The organism is Staphylococcus sp. EG-SA-15 (genome assembly GCF_017151895.1).
GTDB lineage: Bacteria > Bacillota > Bacilli > Staphylococcales > Staphylococcaceae > Staphylococcus > Staphylococcus aureus.
This window is the reverse complement of the sequence record NZ_JACVZN010000002.1, coordinates 92,003-117,909: the sequence shown is the minus strand read 5'-3', so window position 1 is coordinate 117,909 and position 25,907 is coordinate 92,003. Positions and strand designations below refer to the sequence as shown.

Sequence of the window (25,907 nt, the reverse complement as noted above, 5' to 3'; positions counted from 1 at the left end):
TAATGAAAATATAGGGGAGATAACATGACTTTCGAAGAAAAACTAAGTCAAAAGTACAACGAGATTGCGAATGAGATCAATGGAATGATACCGGTAGAGTGGGAAAAGGTATATGTAATTGCATATGTGGACGATGGAGGTGGGCAAGTTATATTTTATTATACCAAGCCCGGAAATGATGAGCTGTATTATTATTCGAGTATCGTTGAAGATTATAATGTTTTAGAAGAAGTCTTTGATGATTTATGGATGGAACTTTATAGATCATTTAAAAAATTAAGAAATATATTTAAAGAAGAAAGTCTTGAACCATGGACATCATGTGAATTTGACTTTACAAGCGACGGTAAATTAAACGTATCTTTTGATTATATAGATTGGATGAATTCAGAATTTGGACAAATAGCAAAAGAAAATTATTATATGTACAAAAAATTTGGAATTGTACCTGAAACGGAATATGAAATTAATAAAGTTAAAGAAATCGAACAATATATTATAGAGCAAGAAGAAGCTGAACAATAGGGGAGATAACATGACTTTCGAAGAAAAATTAAGTGGAATGTATAGCGAGATTGCGAATAAGATTAGTAGCATGATACCGGTAGAGTGGGAAAAAGTATATGCAATGGCATATATCGATGAAGAATGTGGAGAAGTGTTTTACAATTATACTGAACCAAGAAGTGATGAATTATTTTACTATACAAGTGTGATAAAGAAGTATAATTTATTGAAATCAAGCTTTATGGATTCAGTATATGAGTTGCATGATCAATTTGAGGAACTAAGAGAAGTATTTATAGAAGAAGGTCTTGAACCATGGACATCATGTGAATTTGATTTTACGAGCGAAGGTAAATTAAAAGTTTCATTTGATTATATTGATTGGATAAATACAGAGTTTGATCAATTAGGCCGTGAAAATTATTATATGTACAAAAAATTTGGTGTTTTACCAGAAACGGAATATGAAATGGAGGAGGTTAAACAAATCGAGCAATATGTTAAAGAACAGGAAGAATAAACTATCTTAATGTAAGACTAAACAATAAAGCTTTGTTTAGTCTTTTTTAGCGGTTAAGTAAAAAGCAATAGAGACCGTAAAGTTGATGCTCATCAAATAATAATATAAAGATAATTTTAGGTTTTCATACTTTTAATCGAAAAGAATCTAAGTTTATAGCTTTAAATACTTAATATGCTATTACAAAATCAATGTATAGGAGATAGGTAAATATGACTACTAAGGAAAATATAGACATTCTTCGAAAGCCAGGTGGACAAGCCTTAAGTTTAGCATCATTATTTATGATACTTTTTTCATGTCTAACTTTCTTTTTTGGTTTAGATTATGAAAGGTTTCCAAATTATTTAAAGATAACGACAATTATAGAATTAATAATTATTGTAATTAGTTTACTTCAATGGATTAGATTTATAGATTTCGAAAAGGAAAGCGCACAGAAATATAAAAAAATATATGCCCGATTTTTAGTTGTTATAAATGTGCTAACTACTATCACCGCAGTATTTGCAACATGTAATCTTTACTATTTTGTTGCTGTGCAAAATCATTATGATTTATTTAATTATTGGTTAATGGGTACTATTTCAATCATAATTAGCTATTTGTTATTAGTAATTGGCGGAATGTTCACGTTATTAAAATTACCTAAAGTAACAAAACGTTGGGGTGGTAAAACTAAAACACATTTCGGTTTATTATTAACCGCGTTGAGCGCATTTATATATATTGAAAGAATTATCGAATATATATTGGTTCCCAATGTCGTAGAATCCAAGTTTGTCATAATGGTAAGTATCATTATTATTGCTTGTACACAATTTGTAGCCTTTCAATTTATTATGCAATACAGTAGATTCTATATTTTTGAATTAAACACTGAAGATGATGACTAAATAATTTTATAAATTACTGTTGGAGTATACTTATATAAAAAATCAACTTCAACACATTATTTTTTACTCAATGATGTGAAAGAATTTGAGTGGATTGATATTAATGGGATTTGATTATTAGAATTAGAAAAGGAACGTTTGCTTTTGTTGTAATAAATCTAATGTTTTTCAGTTGTTGGTTATTTATTCTGAATATGATTTTATCAAGATTATTATAATTGTATTACATATAGGTGTTGGTAAATTTTTATTTACGAAATGGTAAAAAAGTATATACTATTAATATCTTTTTTACTATAATTATAAATAGTTAAATAAATTGAAAGACAAAATAATGAGCAGGAGTTTTATGGTTATTATTTACAAATAATATAATACTAAAAAAGACTCGAAATTATTTGGAATTCCAGTTATCGTAACAATAGTTGCAGTTATTTTAGTTCCATTAGTGAATTTAGGTATGAAATGAGTAATATTAATTTGAAGAAGCATTAAGCGACGTAGAGGTGTTGTTTAGTGCTTTTTATTTAACGGAAATGAAACTAATATCTATTTTGAAAATATAGGGGCGATAACATGACTTTCGAAGAAAAACTAAATGAAATGTACAACGAGATTGCGAATAAGATCAGTGGGATGATACCAGTAGAATGGGAGCAAGTATATACGATAGCCTATGTAAATGATAGAGGTGGAGAGGTCATTTTTAATTATACTAAACCAGGTAGCGATGAATTGAATTATTACACGGATATATCTAGAGATTATAATGTTTCGGAAGAAATATTTGATGATTTATGGATGAATCTGTATTACTTGTTTAAGAATTTAAGGAATTTATTTAAAACAGAAGGACATGAACCATGGACATCATGCGAATTTGACTTTACAAGAGATGGTAAATTAAACGTATCTTTTGATTATATTGATTGGATTAAATTAGGCTTAGGTCCGTTAGCTAGAGAAAATTACTATATGTATAAAAAATTTGGGGTTATACCAGAAATGGAAGAAATTAAAGAAATCGTGCAATATATTAAAGAGCAAGATGAAGCTGAAATATAGGGGCGATAATATGACTTTCGAAGAAAAACTAAGTCAAATGTACAACAAGATTGCGAATGAGATTAGTGGGATGATACCAGTAGAGTGGGAAAAGGTATATACAATTGCCTACCTAAATGATGAAGGTGGAGAGGTCGTTTTTAATTATACTAAACCAGGTAGCGATGAATTGAATTATTACACATATATCCCTAGAGAGTATAATGTCTCTGAAAAGTATTTTATGATTTGTGGACGGATTTATATAGATTGTTTAAGAAGTTAAGAGATTTATTTAAAGAAGATTTAGAACCATGGACATCATGTGAATTTGATTTTACAAGAGATGGTAAATTAAACGTATCTTTTGATTATATTGATTGGATGAATTCAGAATTTGGACCAATGGGAAGAGAAGATTATTACATGTATAAAAAGTTTGGAATTTGGCCTGAAAAAGAATATGCAATAAATAGGGTTAAAAAAATAGAAGATTATGTTAAAGAGCAAGAAGAAGCTGAACTATAGGGGAGATAACATGACTTTCGAAGAAAAACTAAGTGAAATATACAACAAGATTGCGAATGAGATTAGTGGGATGATACCAGTAGAGTGGGAAAAAGTATATACAATTGCTTATGTAGATGATGAAGGTGGAGAGGTCGTTTTTAATTATACTAAACCAGGTAGCGAGGACTTGAATTATTACACATATATCCCTAGAGAGTATAATGTCTCTGAAAAAGTATTTTATGATTTGTGGACGGATTTATATAGATTGTTTAAGAAGTTAAGAAACGCATTTAAAGAAGAAGATTTAGAACCATGGACATCATGTGAATTTGACTTTACAAGAGAGGGAAATTTGAAAGTATCATTTGATTATATAGATTGGATTAAATTAGGTTTTGGCCCATCTGGAAAGGAAAACTACTATATGTATAAAAAGTTTGGTGTTTTACCAGAAATGGAATATGAAATGGAAGAAATTCGAGAAGTAGAGAAGTATGTTAAAGACCAAGAGTAGCATATATGTTATAGAAGGCTGTGCAAAACCAACCTCGTTATACATTTGACTCAAAGAAGAAGGTAAAAAATAAGATTATTTGTAACTTAAAAAGTCTATTAGCTTCTCGGTATCCATACATCATATGTATAGATGAGTTTAACTAATTAATAAATCACGATATAAATTTAAAATTGCCATTAATTGAAAAGGTTATTGTAGTGTATTTTATAAAGTTGATGCACATCGACTTATTTTTTAAAGCTTATATCAAAAAAATATGAGAAAAGTATATACTATTAAAATGTTTTTTACTATAATTATAAATAGTTAAATATTTGGAGATTAAATAAATATATAGGAGGCAATTTTTAGAGATACATAGCAATGTAAAGGTATCAAATAGTTATTGCATAATTTATTATGATGACATAATTTTCAGTAGATAGTTGTAAATTAACACTGAAATAGATGTTTATATTAAGAAGACTTTAATATCATAATTAATCAAAATCTTGCGTCAAACATTTAAACGAATTTTAAGTTTATAACAATTGGTTAAACATTGTTCAAACGTTACAATGATAAAGTATATTATCAGTATTGTAGTGTGTGGAAAATGACAGCCATCTGAGGAGAAAAATGATGAAAAGAATATTGGTAGTATTTTTAATGTTAGCAATTGTATTAGCAGGTTGTTCTAATAAAGGTGAAAAGTATCAAAAAGATATTGATAAAGTGTACAAAGAACAGAATCAAATGAATAAAATTGCCTCGAAAGTACAAAACACTATTAAAACAGACATTAAACAAGAAGACAGTAATACACATGTTTATAAAGATGGTAAAGTCATTATTATTGGTATTCAATTGTATAAAGATCGTGAAAAAATGTATTATTTCGCATATGAAATAAAAGATGGTAAGGCAGAGATCAATAGAGAAATAGACCCAATTAAGTATATGAAAGACCATAAAGCAGATTATGAAGATGAAAATGTAGAAGTGGAAAAAGATTAACGTAGGCTTTCTTTAAAACTTTTAACCAGTTTCAAAAAGTAAATGAGCTTTAGCGACAATAATTTTTAAAATAAACACGATATAAATTTAAACATTTATATATAAGAACACAAACGCAAGTTTGTAAATAATAATAATAATAAAGGAGTAAGACAATGGAAAAATCGATCAAAATAATGACAGTAATAGGAATTGTTGTTCAGGGTTTAGCAACGGTATTTAGTTTACTATTGATGGTTTTAGCAGCATCAGGTGTAATGACTACAGATGTGTCAACAACAGTTAATGGTGAGGTTGACCCAGTTGATGCAGAAACAGCAGCAGCAATTTTCACTGTATTATTCTTATCCCTATTCATATTTGGAATCATTTCAATTATTTTAGGTGCAATCGGTATGTTTAAAGCATCTAAAAACAAAAAAATGAGTGGTATATTGTTGATTATTGGAGCTGTAATAAGTGGTAACATAATTACATTTGCTTTATGGTTAATCAGTGGTATTAAACTACTTACTAATAACAAGCCTAAAGATGAAATAAGCGACTTATCATAAACATCGTATATTGAAATTTCAAGATTTCTTAAGTAATTAAATAAAGTGCTCTCTTAGAAGTAGATTTTCAGTCAATAACTGCTTTTAAGAGAGCATTTTGTATTTGATAATGCTCATAGCATCGGATAAAAATCATTGACGAACTTTAAAAAAATACGTTAGACAATGCACTTCTAAATATTAAAGGCATCGACTAACGCATTGTTCAAATAGAGTTAATTATTTTTATAAAATTGATGATGATCATTCAAGTAAGCATAGAATAAACCTATAATGAGTCCGCCTCCAATATAGTTACCGATAAAAGCCGCAGCGATATTCGAAATAGCTGGTATGAAGTGCAATGTATCAACTTGATAAATTAAACCACCCATAAATAAGCAACTGTTGTAAACGACATGTTCATAACCCATAAAGGCAAATATGGTAACACCGAACATCATGACAAACATTTTTGCGAGTACATCGTCAATTTGCATGGCAATAACTAATGAAATATTGATAAAGAAATTGGCGAATATCGCTTTCATTAATATACTTACAAAACCAGTAGACAACGTTTTGTGCTCAATAACTGCTGATAACTGATTTAACATATCTGGCGTCATTACATTTGAAAAACGCATGAAACTAAATAAAATAGCAGCACCTAAAATATTTCCTGCAAAGCATAATAAAAATATTTTCAATACTCTAGTTGGTTTAATTACTTTATAATACAGGCCTACAGTAAAGTACATGAAGTTACTGGTTAGTAGTTCGGAGTTTGTAAATAAAATGAGTACTAACGCAAAGCTGAATGTAATGGCACTGGCCATATTCACAATGCCTGGCGGTAAATCTGGTTCGTGTGTTGCTTTAACTGATAATACGAAGACCGTAATAATCCCGATAATAAATCCTGCCATCATCGCGCGTAATAAATAACGTTTTAAATAAACGCTTTGTAATATATCTTTCGTTCTTATCGTTTCGACTACGTTATTTACCCAGTCGTCCCCATAAAATATTTTATCCCATTTAATATGTTTCTCCTTCACAATGACATCCTCACTTTTCATTTGTTAATCAGAGTATACTATGAATTGCCTTATTTGTGAATAATTTCACAAAATTAATTTTAAAAACTAATATTTTTGAATAACAGCTAGGATTTTTTAACAAATCATTTATTTTAAAATAATTAATAGACAGACGGTATCACTGAAAAGTCATGAATTTCATATAAAAAAGCCTAGTAACGATGGGTCAATCATTACTAGGCAGTGAGCATTTATTAAGTTGTCGCTTGTTTCGGACGACGTATAACTACATCGATGATGAAACCGATAATAGCAAAGAGCATGAATGGTACAAGCCAAGCTAAATCGATATCTGCTAAAGGTAACATCATAAACCATTTCAAAATAACACCGTGTAATAAGTTGAAACTATTTAGTATTTGTAAAATTGAAATAATCAATGTAATAACAGTTGCGAGTCGATAGGCCCAACTGAATCTGAATTTGCTAAACATGTTAGCAAATGATATGAGTACAAGTGCAATCGACACGGGATATATTAAAGTCAATAATGGGACAGCAATTTTTAAAATCATTTCTAAACCAAGTGTTGTAAATAAGAACCCTATGATAGAGAAAATAAGTGCGAATATTTTATAAGAAAACTTAGGTACGTGTTTCTTAGTAAATGTGGCGCAAGCATTGACGAGTCCTATACATGTTGTTAAACATGCAAGTATCACTGTCATACCAAATACTATGTTGCCAAATGAACCAAATACTCGTAATGAGTTATACGTCAATATATCTGTACCATCTTTAAAGTTTCCTGGAGCCGTTGATGCCCCAACGTATGCAAGTGCAAAGTAAATCATTCCAAGTAATATGGCTGCAATAAGACCTGAAAAGCAGACATATTTTAAAATTTTCATGCGATCTGTGAGGCCTTTAAACTTATAGCCATTGACAATGACTACGGAAAAAGCTAACGCAGCAACAAGATCCATTGTAAAATAGCCTTCCAAACTTCCTGAAATGAAAGGATGTGTTATATATTTATCCTTAGGTGCACTTAGTGCAGATTCAGGGTTGAAAATGACAGCAATACTTAATAGAGCGACCATTAATAGTAATAATGGTGTTAATAATTTACCTAAATTATCAACGATTTTCGATGGATTTAAACTAATCCAGTAAACGATGGCAAAAAAGACTGCTGCGAATATAATTAAAGTCCATTGGTTGTGCACAGGTAAAATGTGTCTTGTACCAATTTCGTACGCGACATTTGCAGCACGTGGAATACCGTAAAATGCTCCGATAGACATGTAAATCACGACAGCAAAAATAAACCCGAACCATGGATGTATACGATTGCCTACACTTTCAACACCTTCATCATAAAATGCAACAACAATAACAGTAATAAAGGGGAGTAATATGCCTGTAAGGGCAAAGCCTAACATACCAATCCACATATTTTGACCTGCTGTATGGCCAAGCATGGGCGGGAATATTAAATTTCCGGCTCCAAAAAATAGTGAAAATAACATGAGGCCCGAAATAATAACTTGTCTTTTCAATGTAATTTCCTTCCTAAAACTAGATATTCATAATAATTTAAAAAATCTGAAAAATAAAAACGTTCTTACTTTATCTTTAAATGACAATACTATGATTCTATTATTTTATAAAAAAGATTGCAATAATAACGTCTTGCTATTATTGGATAATGACAATTAAAGTGTCGTTTTTATGAATTAAAATAGGTGAAAGTAAGTTGGAAATACGTTGGAGCGTTGTGATTTTTATGAGAAATTGTATGAGTGAGGACTGCTATTTATAAAAGGTAAACTATGGATGAGTTTATGGTTGTTCCAATAGGTAAATAAGAGATAGCACACTGTACACATAATGATACGTGGATGAGTGAATATGTCTGATAGGAAGGCCTAGTCACTCAAATGAATTTAAGTTTATTACGTGATAAATCACAAATCTCTCTCATGTGATAGGTCTCCCATTAAATCATGCTTATATGAAATGTTCACATATTTGTTAGCTTTTCAAGAAATAATATTAAATATCTTTTCATAGTATAGCAATATTAAATAAATGCATTTATAATTTTAACTGTATTTTAAATATTAATCATGAGGTGATAAGATGAATAAAATTTCAAAGTATATTGCAATAGCATCATTATCGGTAGCGGTTACAGTTTCGGCACCACAAACGACAAATTCTACAGCGTTTGCCAAAAGTTCTGCTGAAGTTCAACAAACACAACAAGCTTCTATACCAGCATCACAAAAGGCGAATCTTGGTAATCAAAATATTATGGCAGTGGCTTGGTATCAAAATTCAGCTGAAGCAAAAGCATTATATTTACAAGGTTATAACAGTGCAAAGACACAGTTAGATAAAGAGATTAAAAAGAATAAAGGTAAACATAAGTTAGCTATTGCTTTGGATTTAGATGAAACAGTTTTAGATAATTCTCCATATCAAGGCTATGCATCAATACATAATAAACCTTTCCCAGAAGGTTGGCATGAATGGGTACAAGCTGCTAAAGCTAAACCTGTCTATGGCGCAAAAGAATTCTTGAAATATGCTGACAAAAAAGGTGTCGATATCTACTATATTTCTGATAGAGATAAAGAAAAAGATTTAAAGGCAACACAAAAGAACTTAAAACAACAAGGTATCCCTCAAGCTAAGAAGAGTCATATTTTACTAAAAGGTAAAGATGATAAGAGTAAAGAATCACGCAGACAAATGGTTCAAAAGGATCATAAACTTGTCATGCTATTTGGAGATAATTTATTAGACTTTACAGATCCAAAAGAAGCTACAGCTGAATCTCGTGAAGCATTAATTGAAAAACATAAAGACGATTTCGGTAAGAAATATATCATTTTCCCTAACCCAATGTATGGTAGTTGGGAAGCTACGATTTACAACAATAACTATAAAGCAAGTGACAAAGCAAAAGATAAATTACGTAAAAATGCTATTAAGCAATTCGATCCTAAAACAGGCGAAGTTAAATAATATATGAATTGGACGTCTACATGTACTTAAAGGTATATGTAGACGTTTTTAAATTGATCCTTAATTTTAAATGTACCGTACAAAAATAATAGACAATTAATTGCATTTTCCATAAATTTGCTTTTAATATAAAAAGTTCGGGTATAATGAAGGATAAGTGTATGTATAACATTACAGAGCGCAACACGACGTACGTGCATCTAAGAATATAAACAATGTTTAAATTATAGTAGTAGGGAGAGAAATGCATGTTTTTAGCTTGGAATGAAATACGGCGCAACAAATTGAAGTTTGGACTAATTATTGGTGTGTTAACGATGATTAGTTACTTGCTATTTTTATTATCTGGATTGGCGAATGGTCTTATCAATATGAATAAAGAAGGCATTGATAAGTGGCAAGCAGATGCCATTGTTCTAAATAAAGATGCCAATCAAACTGTGCAACAATCTGTTTTTAACAAGAAAGATATTGAAAATAAATACAAGAAGCAAGCTACTTTGAAGCAAACAGGGGAAATTGTGTCTAATGGCCATCAAAAAGACAATGTTTTAGTGTTCGGTGTTGAAAAGTCATCATTTTTAGTTCCGAGTTTAATAGAAGGGCATAAAGCGACTAAAGATAATGAAGTGTTAGCTGATGAAACACTTAAAAATAAAGGATTTAAAATTGGCGACACATTATCACTATCTCAATCAGATGAAAAATTGCATATCGTAGGTTTTACAGAAAGTGCAAAATATAATGCGTCACCAGTCATTTTCACGAATGACGCTACCATTGCCAAAATCAATCCTAGATTGACTGGAGATAAAATTAATGCAGTTGTTGTACGTGATACAAATTGGAAAGACAAAAAATTAAACCAAGAGCTTGAAGCGGTAAGTATTAATGACTTTATTGAAAATTTACCAGGTTATAAACCACAGAACTTAACATTAAACTTTATGATTTCATTCTTATTTGTCATTTCAGCTACAGTTATAGGCATTTTCTTATATGTCATGACATTACAAAAAACAAGTTTATTTGGCATATTAAAGGCTCAAGGATTTACGAATGGCTATTTAGCGAACGTAGTTATTTCGCAGACGCTCATATTAGCATTATTTGGTACGGCATTTGGCTTACTGTTAACAGGCGTTACAGGTGCATTTTTACCTGATGCAGTACCTGTCAAATTCGATGTACTAACATTGCTCGTATTTGCAATTGTGTTAATGATTGTCTCTGTATTAGGAAGTTTATTCTCCATTTTAACAATTAGAAAAATAGATCCGTTAAAGGCGATCGGGTAGGAGGTGTAGCAAATGTTGAAATTTGAAAATGTAACAAAGTCATTTAAAGATGGGAATCGTAACATTGAAGCGGTTAAAGATACAAATTTTGAGATAAATAAAGGTGATATTATAGCATTGGTTGGACCTTCTGGCTCTGGTAAAAGTACATTTCTAACTATGGCAGGTGCTTTACAAACACCGACATCTGGGCACATTTTAATCAATAACCAAGATATTACGACAATGAAGCAAAAAGCATTGGCAAAAGTTAGAATGTCTGAAATAGGTTTTATTTTACAAGCTACAAACCTTGTACCATTTTTAACGGTAAAGCAACAATTTACATTATTGAAAAAGAAAAATAAGAATGTTATGTCTAATGAAGACTATCAGCAACTTATGTCACAATTAGGTCTAACTTCATTGCTTAATAAGTTACCTTCAGAAATTTCAGGTGGTCAGAAACAACGTGTGGCGATAGCCAAAGCGTTATATACGAATCCGTCGATTATTTTAGCGGATGAACCTACCGCGGCGTTAGATACTGAAAATGCGATTGAAGTCATTAAAATTCTACGTGATCAAGCCAAACAAAGAAAGAAAGCATGTATTATTGTTACACATGATGAACGACTTAAAGCATATTGTGATCGTTCATATCATATGAAAGATGGCGTCCTTAATCTTGAAAATGAAACAGTAGAATAGTTTTATTAAGCCGGTACATCATGTGCCGGTATTTTTATGTTTATGTATTATTTGAATAAACTTTCACATTCAATTAATAATAATTATTATCGAAAATCAGAAATATTCCGTGAAATATAATATTTTTTGTAGTAAAATGGCCTCTAAGTATTCAATATTTAAATATGGGGATTGAATATAAAATTATCGTAATGGGGGTCAATGGTTATGGATTTATTGATAGGTACTTTATTTTTATTTTTGGTCTTAGTGATTTTTACATTATTTACATATAAAGCACCTAATGGTATGCGTGCCATGGGAGCATTAGCTAATGCAGCAATCGCAACATTTTTAGTGGAAGCATTTAATAAATATGTTGGTGGCGAAGTATTCGGTATTAAATTTTTAGAAGAGCTAGGAGACGCTGCGGGAGGTCTAGGTGGTGTCGCTGCCGCTGGATTAACAGCATTAGCTATCGGTGTGTCACCAGTATATGCATTAGTTATAGCAGCCGCGTGCGGTGGTATGGATTTATTACCAGGTTTCTTTGCGGGTTATATGATTGGATATGTGATGAAATATACAGAGAAATATGTGCCGGATGGTGTCGACTTAATTGGATCGATTGTCATCTTAGCGCCATTAGCTCGTCTTATTGCAGTATTATTAACGCCAGTAGTGAATAGTACATTGATTCGAATTGGTGATATTATCCAAAGTAGTACGAATACGAATCCAATTATCATGGGTATCATTTTAGGTGGTATTATTACGGTTGTCGGCACAGCGCCATTGAGTTCAATGGCATTGACAGCATTATTAGGTTTAACGGGTGTACCTATGGCTATTGGTGCCATGGCAGCATTTAGTTCGGCATTTATGAATGGGACGCTATTCCATCGCTTAAAATTAGGTGATCGTAAGTCTACGATTGCAGTAAGTATTGAACCTTTATCACAAGCAGATATTGTATCAGCCAATCCAATTCCAATCTATATTACAAATTTCTTTGGTGGTGCGATTGCTGGTTTAATTATTGCTATGTCAGGTTTAATTAACGATGCGACAGGTACAGCTACACCGATTGCAGGATTTTTAGTAATGTTTGGATTTAATCATCCAATGACTATTGTAATTTATGGTGTAGTAATGGCGATTGTAGGTGCGCTTGCAGGTTATCTTGGTTCAATCGTATTTAAAAAATATCCAATTGTTACTAAGCAAGACATGATTAATCGAGGTGCAGTTGACGCATAGCATCATCATATTGAATAGTAAAAACAAATAAAACATAGTAACGTGATTCAGTCGATGAAAAAATCGATAATGAGTCACGTTTTTTTATAGAAAAATATAAGACATAAAAATGTCATAATTTATTGTCGACAAATATCATACTGTATAAACATTTATCATTTTCTCAAGTACCTTTTACACGATGGAATGAACTTACTTTTTACGAAATTATGCGTATTTTATAAACATATATCATTGATATAACGGTAAATGTAAGCGTTTACAACAGAAATAACAGCATGCTACGATATTTTTGTAAATTCACTGATTCAAGTATTTTAAGTCAATATGAGGAGGGATGTTATGAGCGATTCTGAGAAAGAAATTTTAAAAAGAATTAAAGATAATCCGTTTATTTCACAACGTGAACTTGCTGAGGCAATTGGATTATCTAGACCCAGCGTAGCAAACATTATTTCAGGATTAATACAAAAGGAATATGTTATGGGAAAGGCATATGTTTTAAATGAAGATTATCCTATTGTTTGTATTGGCGCAGCGAATGTAGATTGTAAGTTTTATGTGCATAAAGATTTAGTTGCAGAAACATCAAATCCTGTAACGTCAACACGCTCTATTGGTGGCGTAGCAAGAAATATTGCTGAGAACTTAGGTAGGCTTGGCGAAACGGTCGCTTTTTTATCTGCTAGTGGACAAGATAGTGAATGGGAAATGATTAAACGATTGTCCACACCATTTATGAATTTGGATCATGTTCAACAATTTGAAAATGCGAGTACAGGTTCATATACAGCTTTAATTAGTAAAGAAGGCGACATGACATATGGCTTAGCAGATATGGAAGTGTTTGACTACATTACGCCTGAATTTTTAATTAAGCGTTCACACTTATTGAAAAAGGCTAAGTGCATTATTGTCGATTTGAATTTAGGCAAAGAGGCATTAAACTTCTTATGTGCCTATACCACGAAACATCAAATCAAATTAGTTATCACCACGGTTTCTTCCCCAAAAATGAAAAATATGCCTGATTCATTACATGCTATTGATTGGATTATCACGAATAAAGATGAAACAGAAACATACTTAAATTTAAAAATAGAATCTACTGATGATTTAAAAATAGCTGCTAAACGCTGGAATGATTTAGGTGTTAAAAATGTTATTGTGACAAATGGCGTGAAAGAACTCATTTATCGAAGTGGTGAGGAAGAAATCATCAAGTCAGTTATGCCATCAAATAGTGTGAAAGATGTTACAGGTGCAGGCGATTCATTCTGTGCTGCAGTAGTATATAGCTGGTTAAATGGGATGTCTACTGAAGATATATTAATTGCTGGTATGGTTAACGCAAAGAAAACGATAGAAACGAAATATACAGTTAGGCAAAACCTAGATCAACAGCAACTTTATCACGATATGGAGGATTATAAAAATGGCAAATTTACAAAAGTATATTGAGTATTCTCGAGAAGTTCAGCAAGCACGGGAGAACAATCAACCGATTGTAGCATTAGAATCAACAATTATTTCGCATGGTATGCCGTACCCACAAAATGTTGAAATGGCAACAACAGTAGAGCAAATTATCAGGAATAATGGTGCCATTCCAGCAACCATAGCCATTATAGATGGCAAAATTAAAATTGGTTTAGAAAGCGAAGATTTAGAAATACTGGCAACTAGTAAAGACGTTGCTAAAGTATCTAGAAGGGATTTAGCAGAAGTTGTTGCGATGAAGTGTGTTGGTGCTACTACTGTAGCGACGACGATGATATGTGCTGCAATGGCTGGTATTCAATTTTTTGTTACAGGAGGTATTGGGGGCGTCCATAAAGGTGCAGAACATACGATGGACATTTCAGCAGACTTAGAAGAACTGTCTAAAACAAATGTCACTGTTATCTGTGCAGGTGCCAAATCAATTTTAGACTTACCTAAGACGATGGAGTATTTAGAAACAAAAGGCGTTCCAGTTATTGGATATCAAACGAATGAATTGCCAGCATTCTTCACTCGCGAAAGCGGTGTTAAGTTAACAAGTTCGGTTGAAACGCCAGAACGACTTGCTGACATTCATTTAACAAAACAGCAGTTAAATCTTGAAGGTGGCATTGTTGTTGCTAATCCAATTCCATATGAGCATGCCTTATCAAAAGCATATATTGAGGCAATCATAAATGAAGCTGTTGTTGAAGCGGAAAATCAAGGTATTAAAGGTAAGGACGCCACACCGTTCTTGTTAGGGAAAATTGTAGAAAAAACGAATGGTAAAAGTTTAGCAGCAAATATAAAACTTGTTGAAAACAATGCGGCGTTGGGTGCTAAAATTGCTGTCGCTGTTAATAAATTATTGTAGGTGATGATACATGAATATTTTATTCGCTATCACAGGGATAGCATTTGCACTATTTGTTGCGTTTTTATTCAGTTTTGATCGTAAAAACATAGACTTCAAAAAGACGTTAATAATGATATTTATTCAAGTGTTGATTGTGTTATTTATGATGAACACAACGATTGGTTTAACAATCTTAACTGCATTAGGCTCATTTTTTGAAGGGTTAATAAATGTTAGTAAAGCAGGTATAAACTTTGTTTTTGGAGATATACAAAATAAAAATGGCTTTACGTTCTTTTTAAATGTGTTACTGCCATTAGTGTTCATTTCTGTATTAATAGGCATTTTTAATTATATTAAGGTATTACCATTTATTATCAAATATGTAGGTATCGCTATTAATAAAATAACGAGAATGGGGCGCTTAGAAAGTTACTTTGCTATTTCAACAGCAATGTTTGGACAACCAGAAGTATATTTAACAATAAAAGATATTATTCCAAGATTATCTAGAGCGAAATTATATACAATTGCGACGTCTGGTATGAGTGCTGTTAGTATGGCAATGTTGGGTTCATATATGCAGATGATTGAGCCCAAGTTCGTAGTTACAGCTGTAATGTTAAATATTTTTAGTGCGCTTATCATCGCCAGTGTAATCAATCCCTATAAATCTGATGATAGTGATGTTGAAATTGATAACTTAACTAAATCAACGGAAACGAAATCAGTGAATGGAAAAACAGGAAAACCTAAGAAAGTTGCCTTTTTCCAAATGATTGGTGATAGTGCGATGGATGGGTTTAAAATCGCTGTTGTAGTAGCCGTGATGTTGTTAGCGTTTATTTCATTAATGGAAGCAATCAATATCATTTTTGGTAGTGTTGGTTTGAATTTTAAACAGTTAATTGGTTATTTGTTTGCACCTATCGCATTCTTAATGGGGATTCCTTGGAGTGAAGCTGTTCCAGCTGGCTCTTTAATGGCTACAAAATTAATTACAAATGAGTTTGTAGCAATGCTAGATTTTAAAAATGTTTTGGGTGACGTATCAGCTAGAACACAAGGTATTATCTCAGTTTACTTAGTGAGTTTTGCTAATTTCGGTACTGTTGGTATCATCGTTGGTTCAATTAAAGGAATTAGTGATAAGCAAGGAGAAAAAGTTGCATCCTTTGCAATGAGGTTGCTACTTGGTTCAACTCTAGCTTCAATCATTTCAGGATCAATTATTGGCTTAGTATTGTAAATTAATCGAAGTATCTAAATTAAATTCATGGCAAAGCTAAACCCCGTCACCAAGTTGGCGCAACAGCGCATCATAACTTAGTGACGGGGTTTTATCATAACAATCTACTTTTTCGTAGCCGTTTTTGAAATGTATGTTGATGGTTTATCTTTTTCAAAAATTGTTAATCCCGTTATATCTTTTTTATGTTTTGAAGGGACAATGAAGCTAAGTATATAAGCAAAGACAAAAGCAACTGTAAATGAAATGGTAGATACATAGAAAGGTGAGTTACCTTTGCCAACATCATTATAGACGTAAGCAAAGATGATACCCAATATTAATCCACAAATAACACCGAATGTATTCGTACGTTTAGTGAAAATACCAACTGCAAATACACCAGCCAATGGAACGCCGAATAATCCAGTCACAAACAAGAATAAATCCCATAAGTCATTTGAATTAGAAGCAATTAAGTATAGTGACATTCCAAAACCGAAAATACCTGCAATGATGATGACCAAACGAGCAAAGTTAACTTCGTGTCGCTCGCTACCTTTTCCGAAGAAGCGTTGCTTAATGTCGATTGAAATACAAGCAGATATAGAATTTAAACTAGATGAAATGGTAGACTGTGCAGCGGCGAAAATGGCTGCAATAAGTAATCCTGCTACAAATGGTGGCATCTCAGTCAAAATGAAATATGGCACTACAGATGATGTATTGAAGCCTTTTGGTAAAACAGCTTCATGTGTATAAAATGAATACAGCATTGTACCCATACCATAAAATAAGGGTGCTGAAATTAAAGCTAGGATACCATTTGTCCATAACGATTTATTTGTTTCTTTTAAACTATCAGAAGCTTGATAACGCTGCACGACGTCTTGACTCGCTGTGTATTGATACAAGTTGTTGAAAATATTTCCTAGGAAAATAATTGGAATGGCAGCTGCCGCAGTGTTTAGCTTCCAATTATCTGCACTAATTAATTTTTTGTGCTCAATCGCATCTGCAAAGACAGTGCCAAAACCGCCTTTAATGTTCATAACACCTAGAATAATAATAACTAAAGCGCCGCCTAATAAAATGACGCCTTGAATGAAATCACTCCAAACCACACCTTCGAATCCACCTAAAAATGTATATAAAATACATAGTAAACCAACGAGTGATGCAACGATATAAGGGTTCATGTCTGATACAGATGTGATTGCTAATGTTGGTAAGTAGATAACGATTGCAACACGCCCTAAATGGTAAACGACAAATAATAATGAGCCAATGACACGTATGCTAGGGCCAAATCTAGCTTCTAAATATTCATATGCAGATGTTACCTTTAACTTTTTAAAGAAAGGGACATAGAAATAAATAAGTAATGGAATAATTGCTACGATAGCGATGTTACCTGCAATATATGACCAATCTGTTAAAAATGCTTTCTCTGGTGTCGACATAAACGTAATTGCACTTAATGTAGTAGCATAAATTGAAAAGCCAACTACCCAAGATGGCAAGCGACCACTTGCAGTAAAGAAACTATTCGTACTTTGACTCGCGCGCTTGGTAAAATAAACGCCAATGAGTAACATAGCTAGTAGATAAATGATAACGGCAACCCAGTTTAGTGTGCCAAATCCAACTTCTTTCATGGGAAACATCCCCTTTACAATGTATTGATTCTTTGATGTCTATAAATCGTATTTTGCAATGAGTTGATCTAATGTTTGTCGATGTGCTTCGTTAAAAGGTTTGAAAGGTCTTTTCGGTAATCCTGCATCAATGCCACGGTGACGTAGTATTTCTTTCAATGTTGGATAAATCCCCGTTGATAACACTGTTTCGATGATGTCGTTCGAATCATGTTGTAGTTGGTAAGCTTCTTGAATTTGACCTTGTCGTGCTAAGTCGAAGATTTTTCTAGCACGGCGACCATTAACGTTATATGTAGAACCAATTGCACCATCTACGCCAGAAATCGTAGCTTGAACTAACATTTCATCAAAGCCAGATAAGATTAATTTATCTGGGAATGCTTTTCTAATACGTTCTAGTAAGAAGAAGTTCGGTGCTGTATATTTAACACCAACAATTTTTTCGTGATTAAATAGCTCGCTGAATTGTTCAATAGAAATATTCACACCTGTTAAATCTGGTATTGCATAAATAATCATATTGTTCTGTGTTGCTTCGATAATATCGAAATAGTAATCTCTAATTTCTTCAAAAGTAAATGGATAGTAGAATGGTGTTACGGCAGAAAGTGCATCATAACCGAGTTCTGTGGCATATTTTCCGAGTTCAATGGCTTCATTTAAATCTAACGAACCTACTTGAGCAATCAATTTCACTTTATCCCCAACTGCCTCTTTGGCAACTTTGAAAACTTGCTTCTTCTGCTCTGTATTTAATAAAAAGTTTTCGCCTGAGCTACCATTTACATAAAGACCGTCTAATTCTTCAGTTTCAATGGCATTTTGAGCAATTTGTTTGAGTCCTTGTTCATTTACTTGACCATTTTCATCAAAAGGAACGAGTAACGCTGCATATAAACCTTTTAAATCTTTGTTCATTATGAAGTCCCTCCAAAAATCATTTGATAATATAGTTTACAGCTATAATTGTAAACGCTATCATAAAATGTAACAATATCTTTTTGAAAATTGTAGTCATATTTATGTATAATTAATGAAAATGTTTTTCAAAATCAATAGAAATGGAGTGAGTAAGGTGTATTACATCGCAATCGATATTGGAGGCACTCAAATTAAATCGGCAGTTATTGATAAGCAATTGAATATGTTTGACTATCAACAAATACCAACGCCGGACAACAAAAGTGAGCTTATTACTGACAAAGTATATGAGATTGTAACAGGATATATGAAGCAATATCAGTTGATCCAACCTGTCATAGGTATTTCATCAGCAGGCGTTGTTGATGAACAAAAAGGCGAAATTGTATACGCAGGGCCAACCATTCCGAATTATAAAGGTACTAATTTTAAGCGATTATTAAAATCATTGTCTCCTTATGTCAAAGTAAAAAATGATGTAAACGCTGCATTACTAGGCGAATTGAAATTACATCAATATCAAGCAGAACGGATCTTTTGTATGACGCTTGGTACAGGCATTGGGGGTGCGTACAAGAATAATCAAGGTCATATTGATAATGGTGAGCTTCATAAGGCAAATGAAGTTGGGTATTTATTGTATCGTCCAACTGAAAATACAACGTTTGAGCAACGTGCTGCAACGAGTGCATTGAAAAAGCGCATGATTGACGGAGGATTTACGAGAAGCACACATGTGCCAGTATTGTTTGAAGCAGCTGAAGAAGGTGATGATATTGCAAAACAAATATTGAATGAGTGGGCAGAAGATGTAGCAGAAGGGATTGCCCAAATACAAGTCATGTATGATCCAGGGCTTATATTAATTGGTGGCGGTATATCTGAACAAGGAGACAATCTCATTAAATATATCGAGCCGAAAGTTGCACACTATTTACCAAAAGACTATGTTTATGCACCGATACAAACGACTAAGAGTAAAAATGATGCAGCATTATATGGCTGTTTGCAATGATAGTTGAAAGAAGGAGTCATTCTAAAATAGAATTTGAAACCGTTACGAGAGATGAGAGCTGTTGTTAGTTCCACACATCACACTCTATCTAGGACCAATCTAAACTATATCAACCAACAGTGTGCCACGGGCATATTAAATTGAAGAAGCTGAGATATTAAAATTTTAGAAAATGTAAAAAAATATTTGGTATTGAAATTAAAAAAGCACCTAGCAACTCGTTGGGGCAATCACGATGATTGTCTACAGTTGCAGGTGGATTTGAATATACTACTAGTTATTTGTTGTCTAGGATAATAGATTTAGTATGTTGATAAGTTTGACTCAGATTCGTATTTTCTAATAAATGATAACTCACGATATCGATTAAAAAGAGTGTCGCAATTTGTGTGTTGATAAATTGATGGTCGGTATTACGCGATTGATCCGTTGTTAAAAGTACTAAATCTGCACAATCTGTAAGTTTACTACCTTCAAAATTTGTGATGGCAACGACATATGCACCATGAGATTTGGCGACTTCCGCTGCAGAAATTAATTCCGAAGTATTACCACTATTTGACATAGCAATAAACATATCTGAATGAGATAGTAGGGATGCCGATATTTTCATTAAATGTGAATCGGTAGTAACATTACCTTTTAGCCCCATACGAATCATACGATAATAAAATTCAGTCGCTGATAAACCAGAGCTACCTAGTCCAGCAAAGAGTATATGTCGACTTGATTGAAGTTTGTCGATAAAGGTTTGGATAATGTCGTTATCAATAAATTCACCAGTTTGTTGAATGATTTGTTGATGATATTTATGAATTCTTTGAATGATTGGGCTATTTTCAATAACTGTCTCTGTCATTTCTTGTTGAATATTAAATTTTAAATCTTGGAAATTCTCATAATCCAGCTTATGACTAAAGCGTGTCATTGTTGCTGGTGATGTACCAATCGCATGGGCTAAGGAGTTAATCGTTGAAAAGGCATCGCTATAACCATTTTGTCTTATATAATTGACGATGCGTTTATCAGTTTTTGTAAATAAATGTTGATAACGTTGAACACGATTCTCAAATTTCATTGTGTCACCCCTTCATCTTAATGATTACTATTATATATGAAAAATATTTTCAAGATAGTAAAAAGCATTGATAAAAATTATCTTAATGATATATTGTAAATGACTTTACGTGAAAAAATGACTTATGGAGTGAGGAATAATGTTACCACATGGATTAATAGTATCTTGTCAGGCACTACCAGATGAACCATTGCATTCATCTTTTATTATGTCGAAAATGGCATTAGCTGCGTATGAAGGTGGTGCTGTTGGTATTCGCGCAAATACTAAGGAAGACATTTTAGCAATTAAAGAAACGGTAGATTTACCAGTTATTGGCATTGTGAAACGTGACTATGATCACTCAGATGTTTTTATTACTGCAACGTCAAAAGAAGTTGATGAACTGATAGAAAGCCAATGTGAAGTCATTGCATTGGATGCAACGTTACAGCAACGTCCAAAAGAAACGTTAGACGAATTAGTATCATATATTAGAACACATGCACCGAACGTTGAAATTATGGCTGATATCGCGACCGTTGAAGAAGCTAAAAATGCCGCACGACTTGGCTTTGATTATATTGGCACGACGTTACATGGCTATACTAGTTATACGCAAGGACAATTACTTTATCAGAATGACTTCCAATTTCTAAAAGATGTACTACAAAGTGTTGATGCAAAAGTTATTGCGGAAGGTAATGTCATTACACCGGATATGTATAAACGCGTGATGGACTTAGGCGTTCATTGTTCAGTCGTTGGTGGTGCGATAACACGACCAAAAGAAATTACGAAACGTTTTGTTCAAGTTATGGAAGATTAAATGATAACGATAAAAAAACGAGATGACCATCATTAATTAAAGGTACCTAATTATCTTAGGTGGCTGAATGAATGTAATGGGTTCATCTCGTTTTGTTTGTTTACGATAGTGATTTTATTTTCAATTTGAATTATCCAAAAATAAGTAAAGCGACGGGGATGGTGATTAATAGCGAGAATGCCACGCGTAAAAACCAAATGATGATGAGTTTCCAGACAGGTATTTTAATTTCAGTTGCTAGTATACATGGCACTAATGCTGAGAAAAAGATAATGGCTGATACGCTTACTACACCGACGACAAATTTAGTACTCATTGCAGCTTTAGTTACTAACAAAGATGGTAGAAACATCTCTACAATAGAAATCGCTGACGCTTTTGCAAGTAAAGCCTGATCAGCAATTGGGAAAATATAAATAAATGGATAGAATATATAGCCAAGCCAATCAATGAATGGTGTATAGTTCGCTACAATCAGTCCTAAAAAACCAATCGATAATATAGAAGGTAAAATACCAACAGTCATTTCTAAACCGTCTTTCAAATTGTCCCAAACGTTCTTCACGAGGGATGGTGTTAATGCATTTTGTTTCATCGCCTCTGCATATGCAGTTTTCAGTCTGCTTCCTTCAATAGCAACTTCTTGTTCTCCTTCTTGTCCGTTATAATATTCTGTTGATTCATTGGTGATTGGCGGTAGCCATGCAGTAATTGCAGTCACGACAAATGTGATGACTAAAGTTATCCAAAAGTATAAATTCCAATGCGGCATTAATCCTAAAGTTTTAGCAACGATAATCATAAAAGTTGCTGAAACTGTTGAAAAGCCAGTCGCAATAATCGTGGCTTCTCGTTTGTTGTACATCCCTTGCTTATAGACACGATTAGTAATCAATAATCCTAAGGAATAACTGCCGACAAACGAAGCTACTGCATCGACAGCGGATTTTCCTGGTGTTTTAAAAATAGGTCTCATAATAGGCTCCATATAAACACCGACAAATTCTAATAAGCCATAGCCTACTAATAAAGAAAGCGCAATTGCACCTACTGGAATTAAGATACTTAATGGCATCATTAATTTTTCAAACAAGAACGGACCATAGTTAGCTTTAAATAGTATTGATGGACCGATTTTAAATACATACATTATACCAATCATTGCACCTGCAACTTTAAATAATGTAATGACCAAGTTTGTGATTGAAGTCATAAAAGTACGTCTCACTATTGGTAACGCTGTACCAATTAAAATCATAATCAGTGCAACATAGGGCATAAGTGGACCTATGATTGAGCGAATGGCTAGATGAACATGATCGACGAAAATAGTGTTGTTACCATTAATCGTAAAAGGAATAAAGAAACATAGTATGCCCACTAAACTATAGACAAAAAAACGCCATGCACTTGGTTGTTGTGCATTAGAATGATATTGATTCATTAAAGCAACCCCTTTGTTTAAATGAATACACAAAACTGTATGATGCATCTTCCCCTTAATGAGATGAATCATTATTTTAATTTAGAAAAATCTGAAAACTTACTATAATTGTATAGTTTGAATTATTTTCATACCAATACAAATTAACTAATTATATATAGATTGAAACTATATTGCTTAATAAAATATTTATCTTAAATGTTGTTGTGTTGATTCAACGCCACAACTAAAAGTGTTTATAAATTATTTGGAAATGCACATATTTGTAAATGATTAGTATCGATTTAATATCGTATTATTAAATTTTTATTAATTTTGTAGTCTTAATCAAAAAATAATATATGTCATGTTATATTGAAGGTGCAGTTGTTTTTCATTCTCAAGAGGGGGTCAAAAAAATACTTTTGAGGTGATTATATGTTAAGAGGACAAGAAGAAAGAAAGTATAGTATTAGAAAGTATTCAATAGGCGTGGTGTCAGTGTTAGCGGCTACAATGTTTGTTGTGTCATCACATGAAGCACAAGCCTCGGAAAAAACACCAACGTCCAATGCAGCGGCACAAAAAGAAACACTAAATCAACCGGGAGAACAAGGGAATGCGATAACGTCACATCAAATGCAGTCAGGAAAGCAATTAGACGATATGCATAAAGAGAATGGTAAAAGTGGAACAGTGACAGAAGGTAAAGACACGCTTCAATCATCGAAGCATCAATCAACACAAAATAGTAAAACAATCAGAACGCAAAATGATAATCAAGTAAAGCAAGATTCTGAACGACAAGGTTCTAAACATTCACACCAAAATAATGCGACTAATAATACTGAACGTCAAAATGATCAGGTTCAAAATACCCATCATGCTGAACGTAATGGATCACAATCGACAACGTCACAATCGAATGATGTTGATAAATCACAACCATCCATTCCGGCACAAAAGGTATTACCCAATCATGATAAAGCAGCACCAACTTCAACTACACCCCCGTCTAATGATAAAACTGCACCTAAATCAACAAAAGCACAAGATGCAACCACGGAAAAACATCCAAATCAACAAGATACACATCAACCCGCGCATCAAATCATAGATGCAAAGCAAGATGATACTGTTCGCCAAAGTGAACAGAAACCACAAGTTGGCGATTTAAGTAAACATATCGATGGTCAAAATTCCCCAGAGAAACCGACAGATAAAAATACTGATAATAAACAACTAATCAAAGATGCGCTTCAAGCGCCTAAAACACGTTCGACTACAAATGCAGCAGCAGATGCTAAAAAGGTTCGACCACTTAAAGCGAATCAAGTACAACCACTTAACAAATATCCAGTTGTTTTTGTACATGGATTTTTAGGATTAGTAGGCGATAATGCACCTGCTTTATATCCAAATTATTGGGGTGGAAATAAATTTAAAGTTATCGAAGAATTGAGAAAGCAAGGATATAATGTACATCAAGCAAGTGTAAGTGCATTTGGTAGTAACTATGATCGCGCTGTAGAACTTTATTATTACATTAAAGGTGGTCGCGTAGATTATGGCGCAGCACATGCAGCTAAATACGGACATGAGCGCTATGGTAAGACTTATAAAGGAATCATGCCTAATTGGGAACCTGGTAAAAAGGTACATCTTGTAGGGCATAGTATGGGTGGTCAAACAATTCGTTTAATGGAAGAGTTTTTAAGAAATGGTAACAAAGAAGAAATTGCCTATCATAAAGCGCATGGTGGAGAAATATCACCATTATTCACTGGTGGTCATAACAATATGGTTGCATCAATCACAACATTAGCAACACCACATAATGGTTCACAAGCAGCTGATAAGTTTGGAAATACAGAAGCTGTTAGAAAAATCATGTTCGCTTTAAATCGATTTATGGGTAACAAGTATTCGAATATCGATTTAGGATTAACGCAATGGGGCTTTAAACAATTACCAAATGAGAGTTACATTGACTATATAAAACGCGTTAGTAAAAGCAAAATTTGGACATCAGACGACAATGCTGCCTATGATTTAACGTTAGATGGCTCTGCAAAATTGAACAACATGACAAGTATGAATCCTAATATTACGTATACGACTTATACAGGTGTATCATCTCATACTGGTCCATTAGGTTATGAAAATCCTGATTTAGGTACATTTTTCTTAATGGATACAACGAGTAGAATTATTGGTCATGATGCAAGAGAAGAATGGCGTAAAAATGATGGTGTCGTACCAGTAATTTCGTCATTACATCCGTCCAATCAACCATTTGTTAATGTTACGAATGATGAACCTGCCACACGCAGAGGTATCTGGCAAGTTAAACCAATCATACAAGGATGGGATCATGTCGATTTTATTGGTGTGGATTTCCTAGATTTCAAGCGTAAAGGTGCAGAACTTGCCAACTTCTATACAGGTATTATAAATGACTTGTTGCGTGTTGAAGCAACTGAAAGTAAAGGAACACAATTGAAAGCAAGTTAAATTCATCTTCTGAATTTAATATGCTATGTAAATCGTGCTACTAACATGGCACAGCAGATATAAGTAGCATCACAGTGTTGAATTTC

Annotated in this window: 24 protein-coding genes and 2 pseudogenes; 19 read left to right on the top strand and 7 right to left on the bottom strand. The window is 32.9% G+C overall.

What is annotated here, in order from left to right; translation table 11 throughout:
• The first annotated feature begins 24 nt into the window (after positions 1-24).
• From IDG64_RS02605 to IDG64_RS02565, 9 genes and pseudogenes are all read left to right on the top strand, one after another.
• Positions 25-525, top strand: a complete 501-nt coding sequence (locus IDG64_RS02605; RefSeq protein WP_000142054.1) for a TIGR01741 family protein — start codon at positions 25-27, stop codon at positions 523-525.
• 10 nt (positions 526-535) lie between these two features.
• A complete protein-coding gene (locus IDG64_RS02600) occupies positions 536-1,027 on the top strand; it encodes a TIGR01741 family protein (RefSeq protein WP_000142039.1) in 492 nt (163 codons plus the stop codon).
• A 212-nt stretch (positions 1,028-1,239) separates the two neighbouring features.
• Positions 1,240-1,923, top strand: coding sequence for a DUF5079 family protein (locus IDG64_RS02595; protein WP_000208403.1), 684 nt, complete (start codon positions 1,240-1,242; stop codon positions 1,921-1,923).
• Positions 1,924-2,027: 104 nt separating this feature from the next.
• A pseudogene (locus IDG64_RS02590) lies at positions 2,028-2,141 on the top strand (DUF5080 family protein); the annotation flags it as partial.
• 358 nt (positions 2,142-2,499) lie between these two features.
• Positions 2,500-2,988, top strand: coding sequence for a TIGR01741 family protein (locus IDG64_RS02585; protein ID WP_000141961.1), 489 nt, complete (start codon positions 2,500-2,502; stop codon positions 2,986-2,988).
• Positions 2,989-2,998: 10 nt separating this feature from the next.
• A pseudogene (locus IDG64_RS02580) lies at positions 2,999-3,495 on the top strand (TIGR01741 family protein).
• Positions 3,496-3,505: 10 nt separating this feature from the next.
• Positions 3,506-3,994 carry a TIGR01741 family protein gene (locus IDG64_RS02575; RefSeq protein WP_000141987.1) on the top strand — a complete coding sequence of 163 codons (489 nt, stop codon included), beginning with the start codon at positions 3,506-3,508 and terminating at the stop codon, positions 3,992-3,994.
• A 624-nt stretch (positions 3,995-4,618) separates the two neighbouring features.
• Complete coding sequence (locus tag IDG64_RS02570; protein ID WP_000822165.1) at positions 4,619-4,993, top strand: DUF4467 domain-containing protein; 375 nt, start codon at positions 4,619-4,621, stop codon at positions 4,991-4,993.
• A gap of 155 nt (positions 4,994-5,148) precedes the next feature.
• Positions 5,149-5,547: a DUF4064 domain-containing protein gene (locus tag IDG64_RS02565; RefSeq protein ID WP_000415676.1), complete on the top strand. Its 399-nt coding sequence runs from the start codon at positions 5,149-5,151 to the stop codon at positions 5,545-5,547.
• Between the two features lie 215 nt (positions 5,548-5,762).
• On the opposite strand, the gene IDG64_RS02560 is transcribed toward IDG64_RS02565, so the two are convergent.
• Together IDG64_RS02560 and brnQ2 are read right to left on the bottom strand one after the other, a co-directional pair.
• Positions 5,763-6,587 (bottom strand): formate/nitrite transporter family protein, encoded by an 825-nt coding sequence (locus tag IDG64_RS02560; protein ID WP_000659770.1) that lies wholly within the window; start codon positions 6,585-6,587, stop codon positions 5,763-5,765.
• A gap of 236 nt (positions 6,588-6,823) precedes the next feature.
• Positions 6,824-8,131 carry a branched-chain amino acid transport system II carrier protein BrnQ2 gene (gene brnQ2 / locus IDG64_RS02555; protein ID WP_000828859.1) on the bottom strand — a complete coding sequence of 436 codons (1,308 nt, stop codon included), beginning with the start codon at positions 8,129-8,131 and terminating at the stop codon, positions 6,824-6,826.
• A gap of 583 nt (positions 8,132-8,714) precedes the next feature.
• Between brnQ2 and IDG64_RS02550 the strand changes: the two genes are divergently transcribed.
• The 3 genes from IDG64_RS02550 (at position 8,715) to IDG64_RS02540 (ending at position 11,593) form a co-directional block, all read left to right on the top strand.
• Positions 8,715-9,605, top strand: coding sequence for a 5'-nucleotidase, lipoprotein e(P4) family (locus IDG64_RS02550; protein ID WP_001033876.1), 891 nt, complete (start codon positions 8,715-8,717; stop codon positions 9,603-9,605).
• Positions 9,606-9,853: 248 nt separating this feature from the next.
• Entirely contained in the window at positions 9,854-10,903 is a 1,050-nt protein-coding gene (locus IDG64_RS02545; RefSeq protein ID WP_000477931.1) for an ABC transporter permease, read from the top strand.
• A 12-nt stretch (positions 10,904-10,915) separates the two neighbouring features.
• Positions 10,916-11,593: an ABC transporter ATP-binding protein gene (locus IDG64_RS02540; RefSeq protein WP_000911019.1), complete on the top strand. Its 678-nt coding sequence runs from the start codon at positions 10,916-10,918 to the stop codon at positions 11,591-11,593.
• 158 nt (positions 11,594-11,751) lie between these two features.
• Here IDG64_RS02540 and IDG64_RS15130 read toward each other — a convergent pair whose 3' ends face one another.
• Positions 11,752-11,892 carry a hypothetical protein gene (locus IDG64_RS15130; protein ID WP_011446983.1) on the bottom strand — a complete coding sequence of 47 codons (141 nt, stop codon included), beginning with the start codon at positions 11,890-11,892 and terminating at the stop codon, positions 11,752-11,754.
• On the opposite strand from IDG64_RS15130, the gene IDG64_RS02535 reads away from it, so the two are divergent.
• The 4 genes from IDG64_RS02535 to IDG64_RS02520 all read left to right on the top strand — a co-directional run bounded on the left by IDG64_RS02535 (position 11,843) and on the right by IDG64_RS02520 (position 16,422).
• Complete coding sequence (locus IDG64_RS02535; protein WP_001822575.1) at positions 11,843-12,832, top strand: PTS sugar transporter subunit IIC; 990 nt, start codon at positions 11,843-11,845, stop codon at positions 12,830-12,832. The two genes, IDG64_RS15130 and IDG64_RS02535, sit on opposite strands and share 50 nt — an antisense overlap.
• Positions 12,833-13,174: 342 nt before the next feature.
• Entirely contained in the window at positions 13,175-14,293 is a 1,119-nt protein-coding gene (locus IDG64_RS02530) for a carbohydrate kinase (RefSeq protein ID WP_001283961.1), read from the top strand.
• Positions 14,268-15,191 carry a pseudouridine-5'-phosphate glycosidase gene (locus tag IDG64_RS02525; RefSeq protein WP_000002071.1) on the top strand — a complete coding sequence of 308 codons (924 nt, stop codon included), beginning with the start codon at positions 14,268-14,270 and terminating at the stop codon, positions 15,189-15,191. The genes IDG64_RS02530 and IDG64_RS02525 overlap by 26 nt, the downstream gene beginning before the upstream one ends.
• Positions 15,192-15,201: 10 nt before the next feature.
• Positions 15,202-16,422: a NupC/NupG family nucleoside CNT transporter gene (locus IDG64_RS02520; RefSeq protein WP_001022968.1), complete on the top strand. Its 1,221-nt coding sequence runs from the start codon at positions 15,202-15,204 to the stop codon at positions 16,420-16,422.
• Positions 16,423-16,526: 104 nt separating this feature from the next.
• Here the strand turns inward: IDG64_RS02520 and IDG64_RS02515 are convergent, their stop codons facing one another.
• Both IDG64_RS02515 and IDG64_RS02510 read right to left on the bottom strand, forming a co-directional pair.
• Positions 16,527-18,059 (bottom strand): sodium:solute symporter family protein, encoded by a 1,533-nt coding sequence (locus IDG64_RS02515; protein WP_000665749.1) that lies wholly within the window; start codon positions 18,057-18,059, stop codon positions 16,527-16,529.
• 39 nt (positions 18,060-18,098) lie between these two features.
• A complete protein-coding gene (locus IDG64_RS02510) occupies positions 18,099-18,980 on the bottom strand; it encodes an N-acetylneuraminate lyase (protein ID WP_001030741.1) in 882 nt (293 codons plus the stop codon).
• A 157-nt stretch (positions 18,981-19,137) separates the two neighbouring features.
• On the opposite strand from IDG64_RS02510, the gene IDG64_RS02505 reads away from it, so the two are divergent.
• On the top strand, positions 19,138-19,998 hold the full coding sequence (locus IDG64_RS02505; RefSeq protein ID WP_000291439.1) for an ROK family protein: 861 nt from the start codon (positions 19,138-19,140) through the stop codon (positions 19,996-19,998).
• A 277-nt stretch (positions 19,999-20,275) separates the two neighbouring features.
• On the opposite strand, the gene rpiRa is transcribed toward IDG64_RS02505, so the two are convergent.
• A complete protein-coding gene (rpiRa, locus tag IDG64_RS02500; RefSeq protein ID WP_000667382.1) occupies positions 20,276-21,076 on the bottom strand; it encodes a pentose phosphate pathway transcriptional regulator RpiRA in 801 nt (266 codons plus the stop codon).
• Positions 21,077-21,215: 139 nt separating this feature from the next.
• On the opposite strand from rpiRa, the gene IDG64_RS02495 reads away from it, so the two are divergent.
• The gene (locus IDG64_RS02495) at positions 21,216-21,884 is read left to right on the top strand and encodes an N-acetylmannosamine-6-phosphate 2-epimerase (RefSeq protein ID WP_000936721.1); all 669 of its coding nucleotides are present in this window, start codon (positions 21,216-21,218) and stop codon (positions 21,882-21,884) included.
• Between the two features lie 130 nt (positions 21,885-22,014).
• On the opposite strand, the gene IDG64_RS02490 is transcribed toward IDG64_RS02495, so the two are convergent.
• Entirely contained in the window at positions 22,015-23,328 is a 1,314-nt protein-coding gene (locus IDG64_RS02490) for a YjiH family protein (protein WP_001077728.1), read from the bottom strand.
• A 417-nt stretch (positions 23,329-23,745) separates the two neighbouring features.
• On the opposite strand from IDG64_RS02490, the gene lip2 reads away from it, so the two are divergent.
• Complete coding sequence (lip2, locus tag IDG64_RS02485) at positions 23,746-25,821, top strand: YSIRK domain-containing triacylglycerol lipase Lip2/Geh (protein WP_000943815.1); 2,076 nt, start codon at positions 23,746-23,748, stop codon at positions 25,819-25,821.
• Positions 25,822-25,907: the final 86 nt, after the last annotated feature.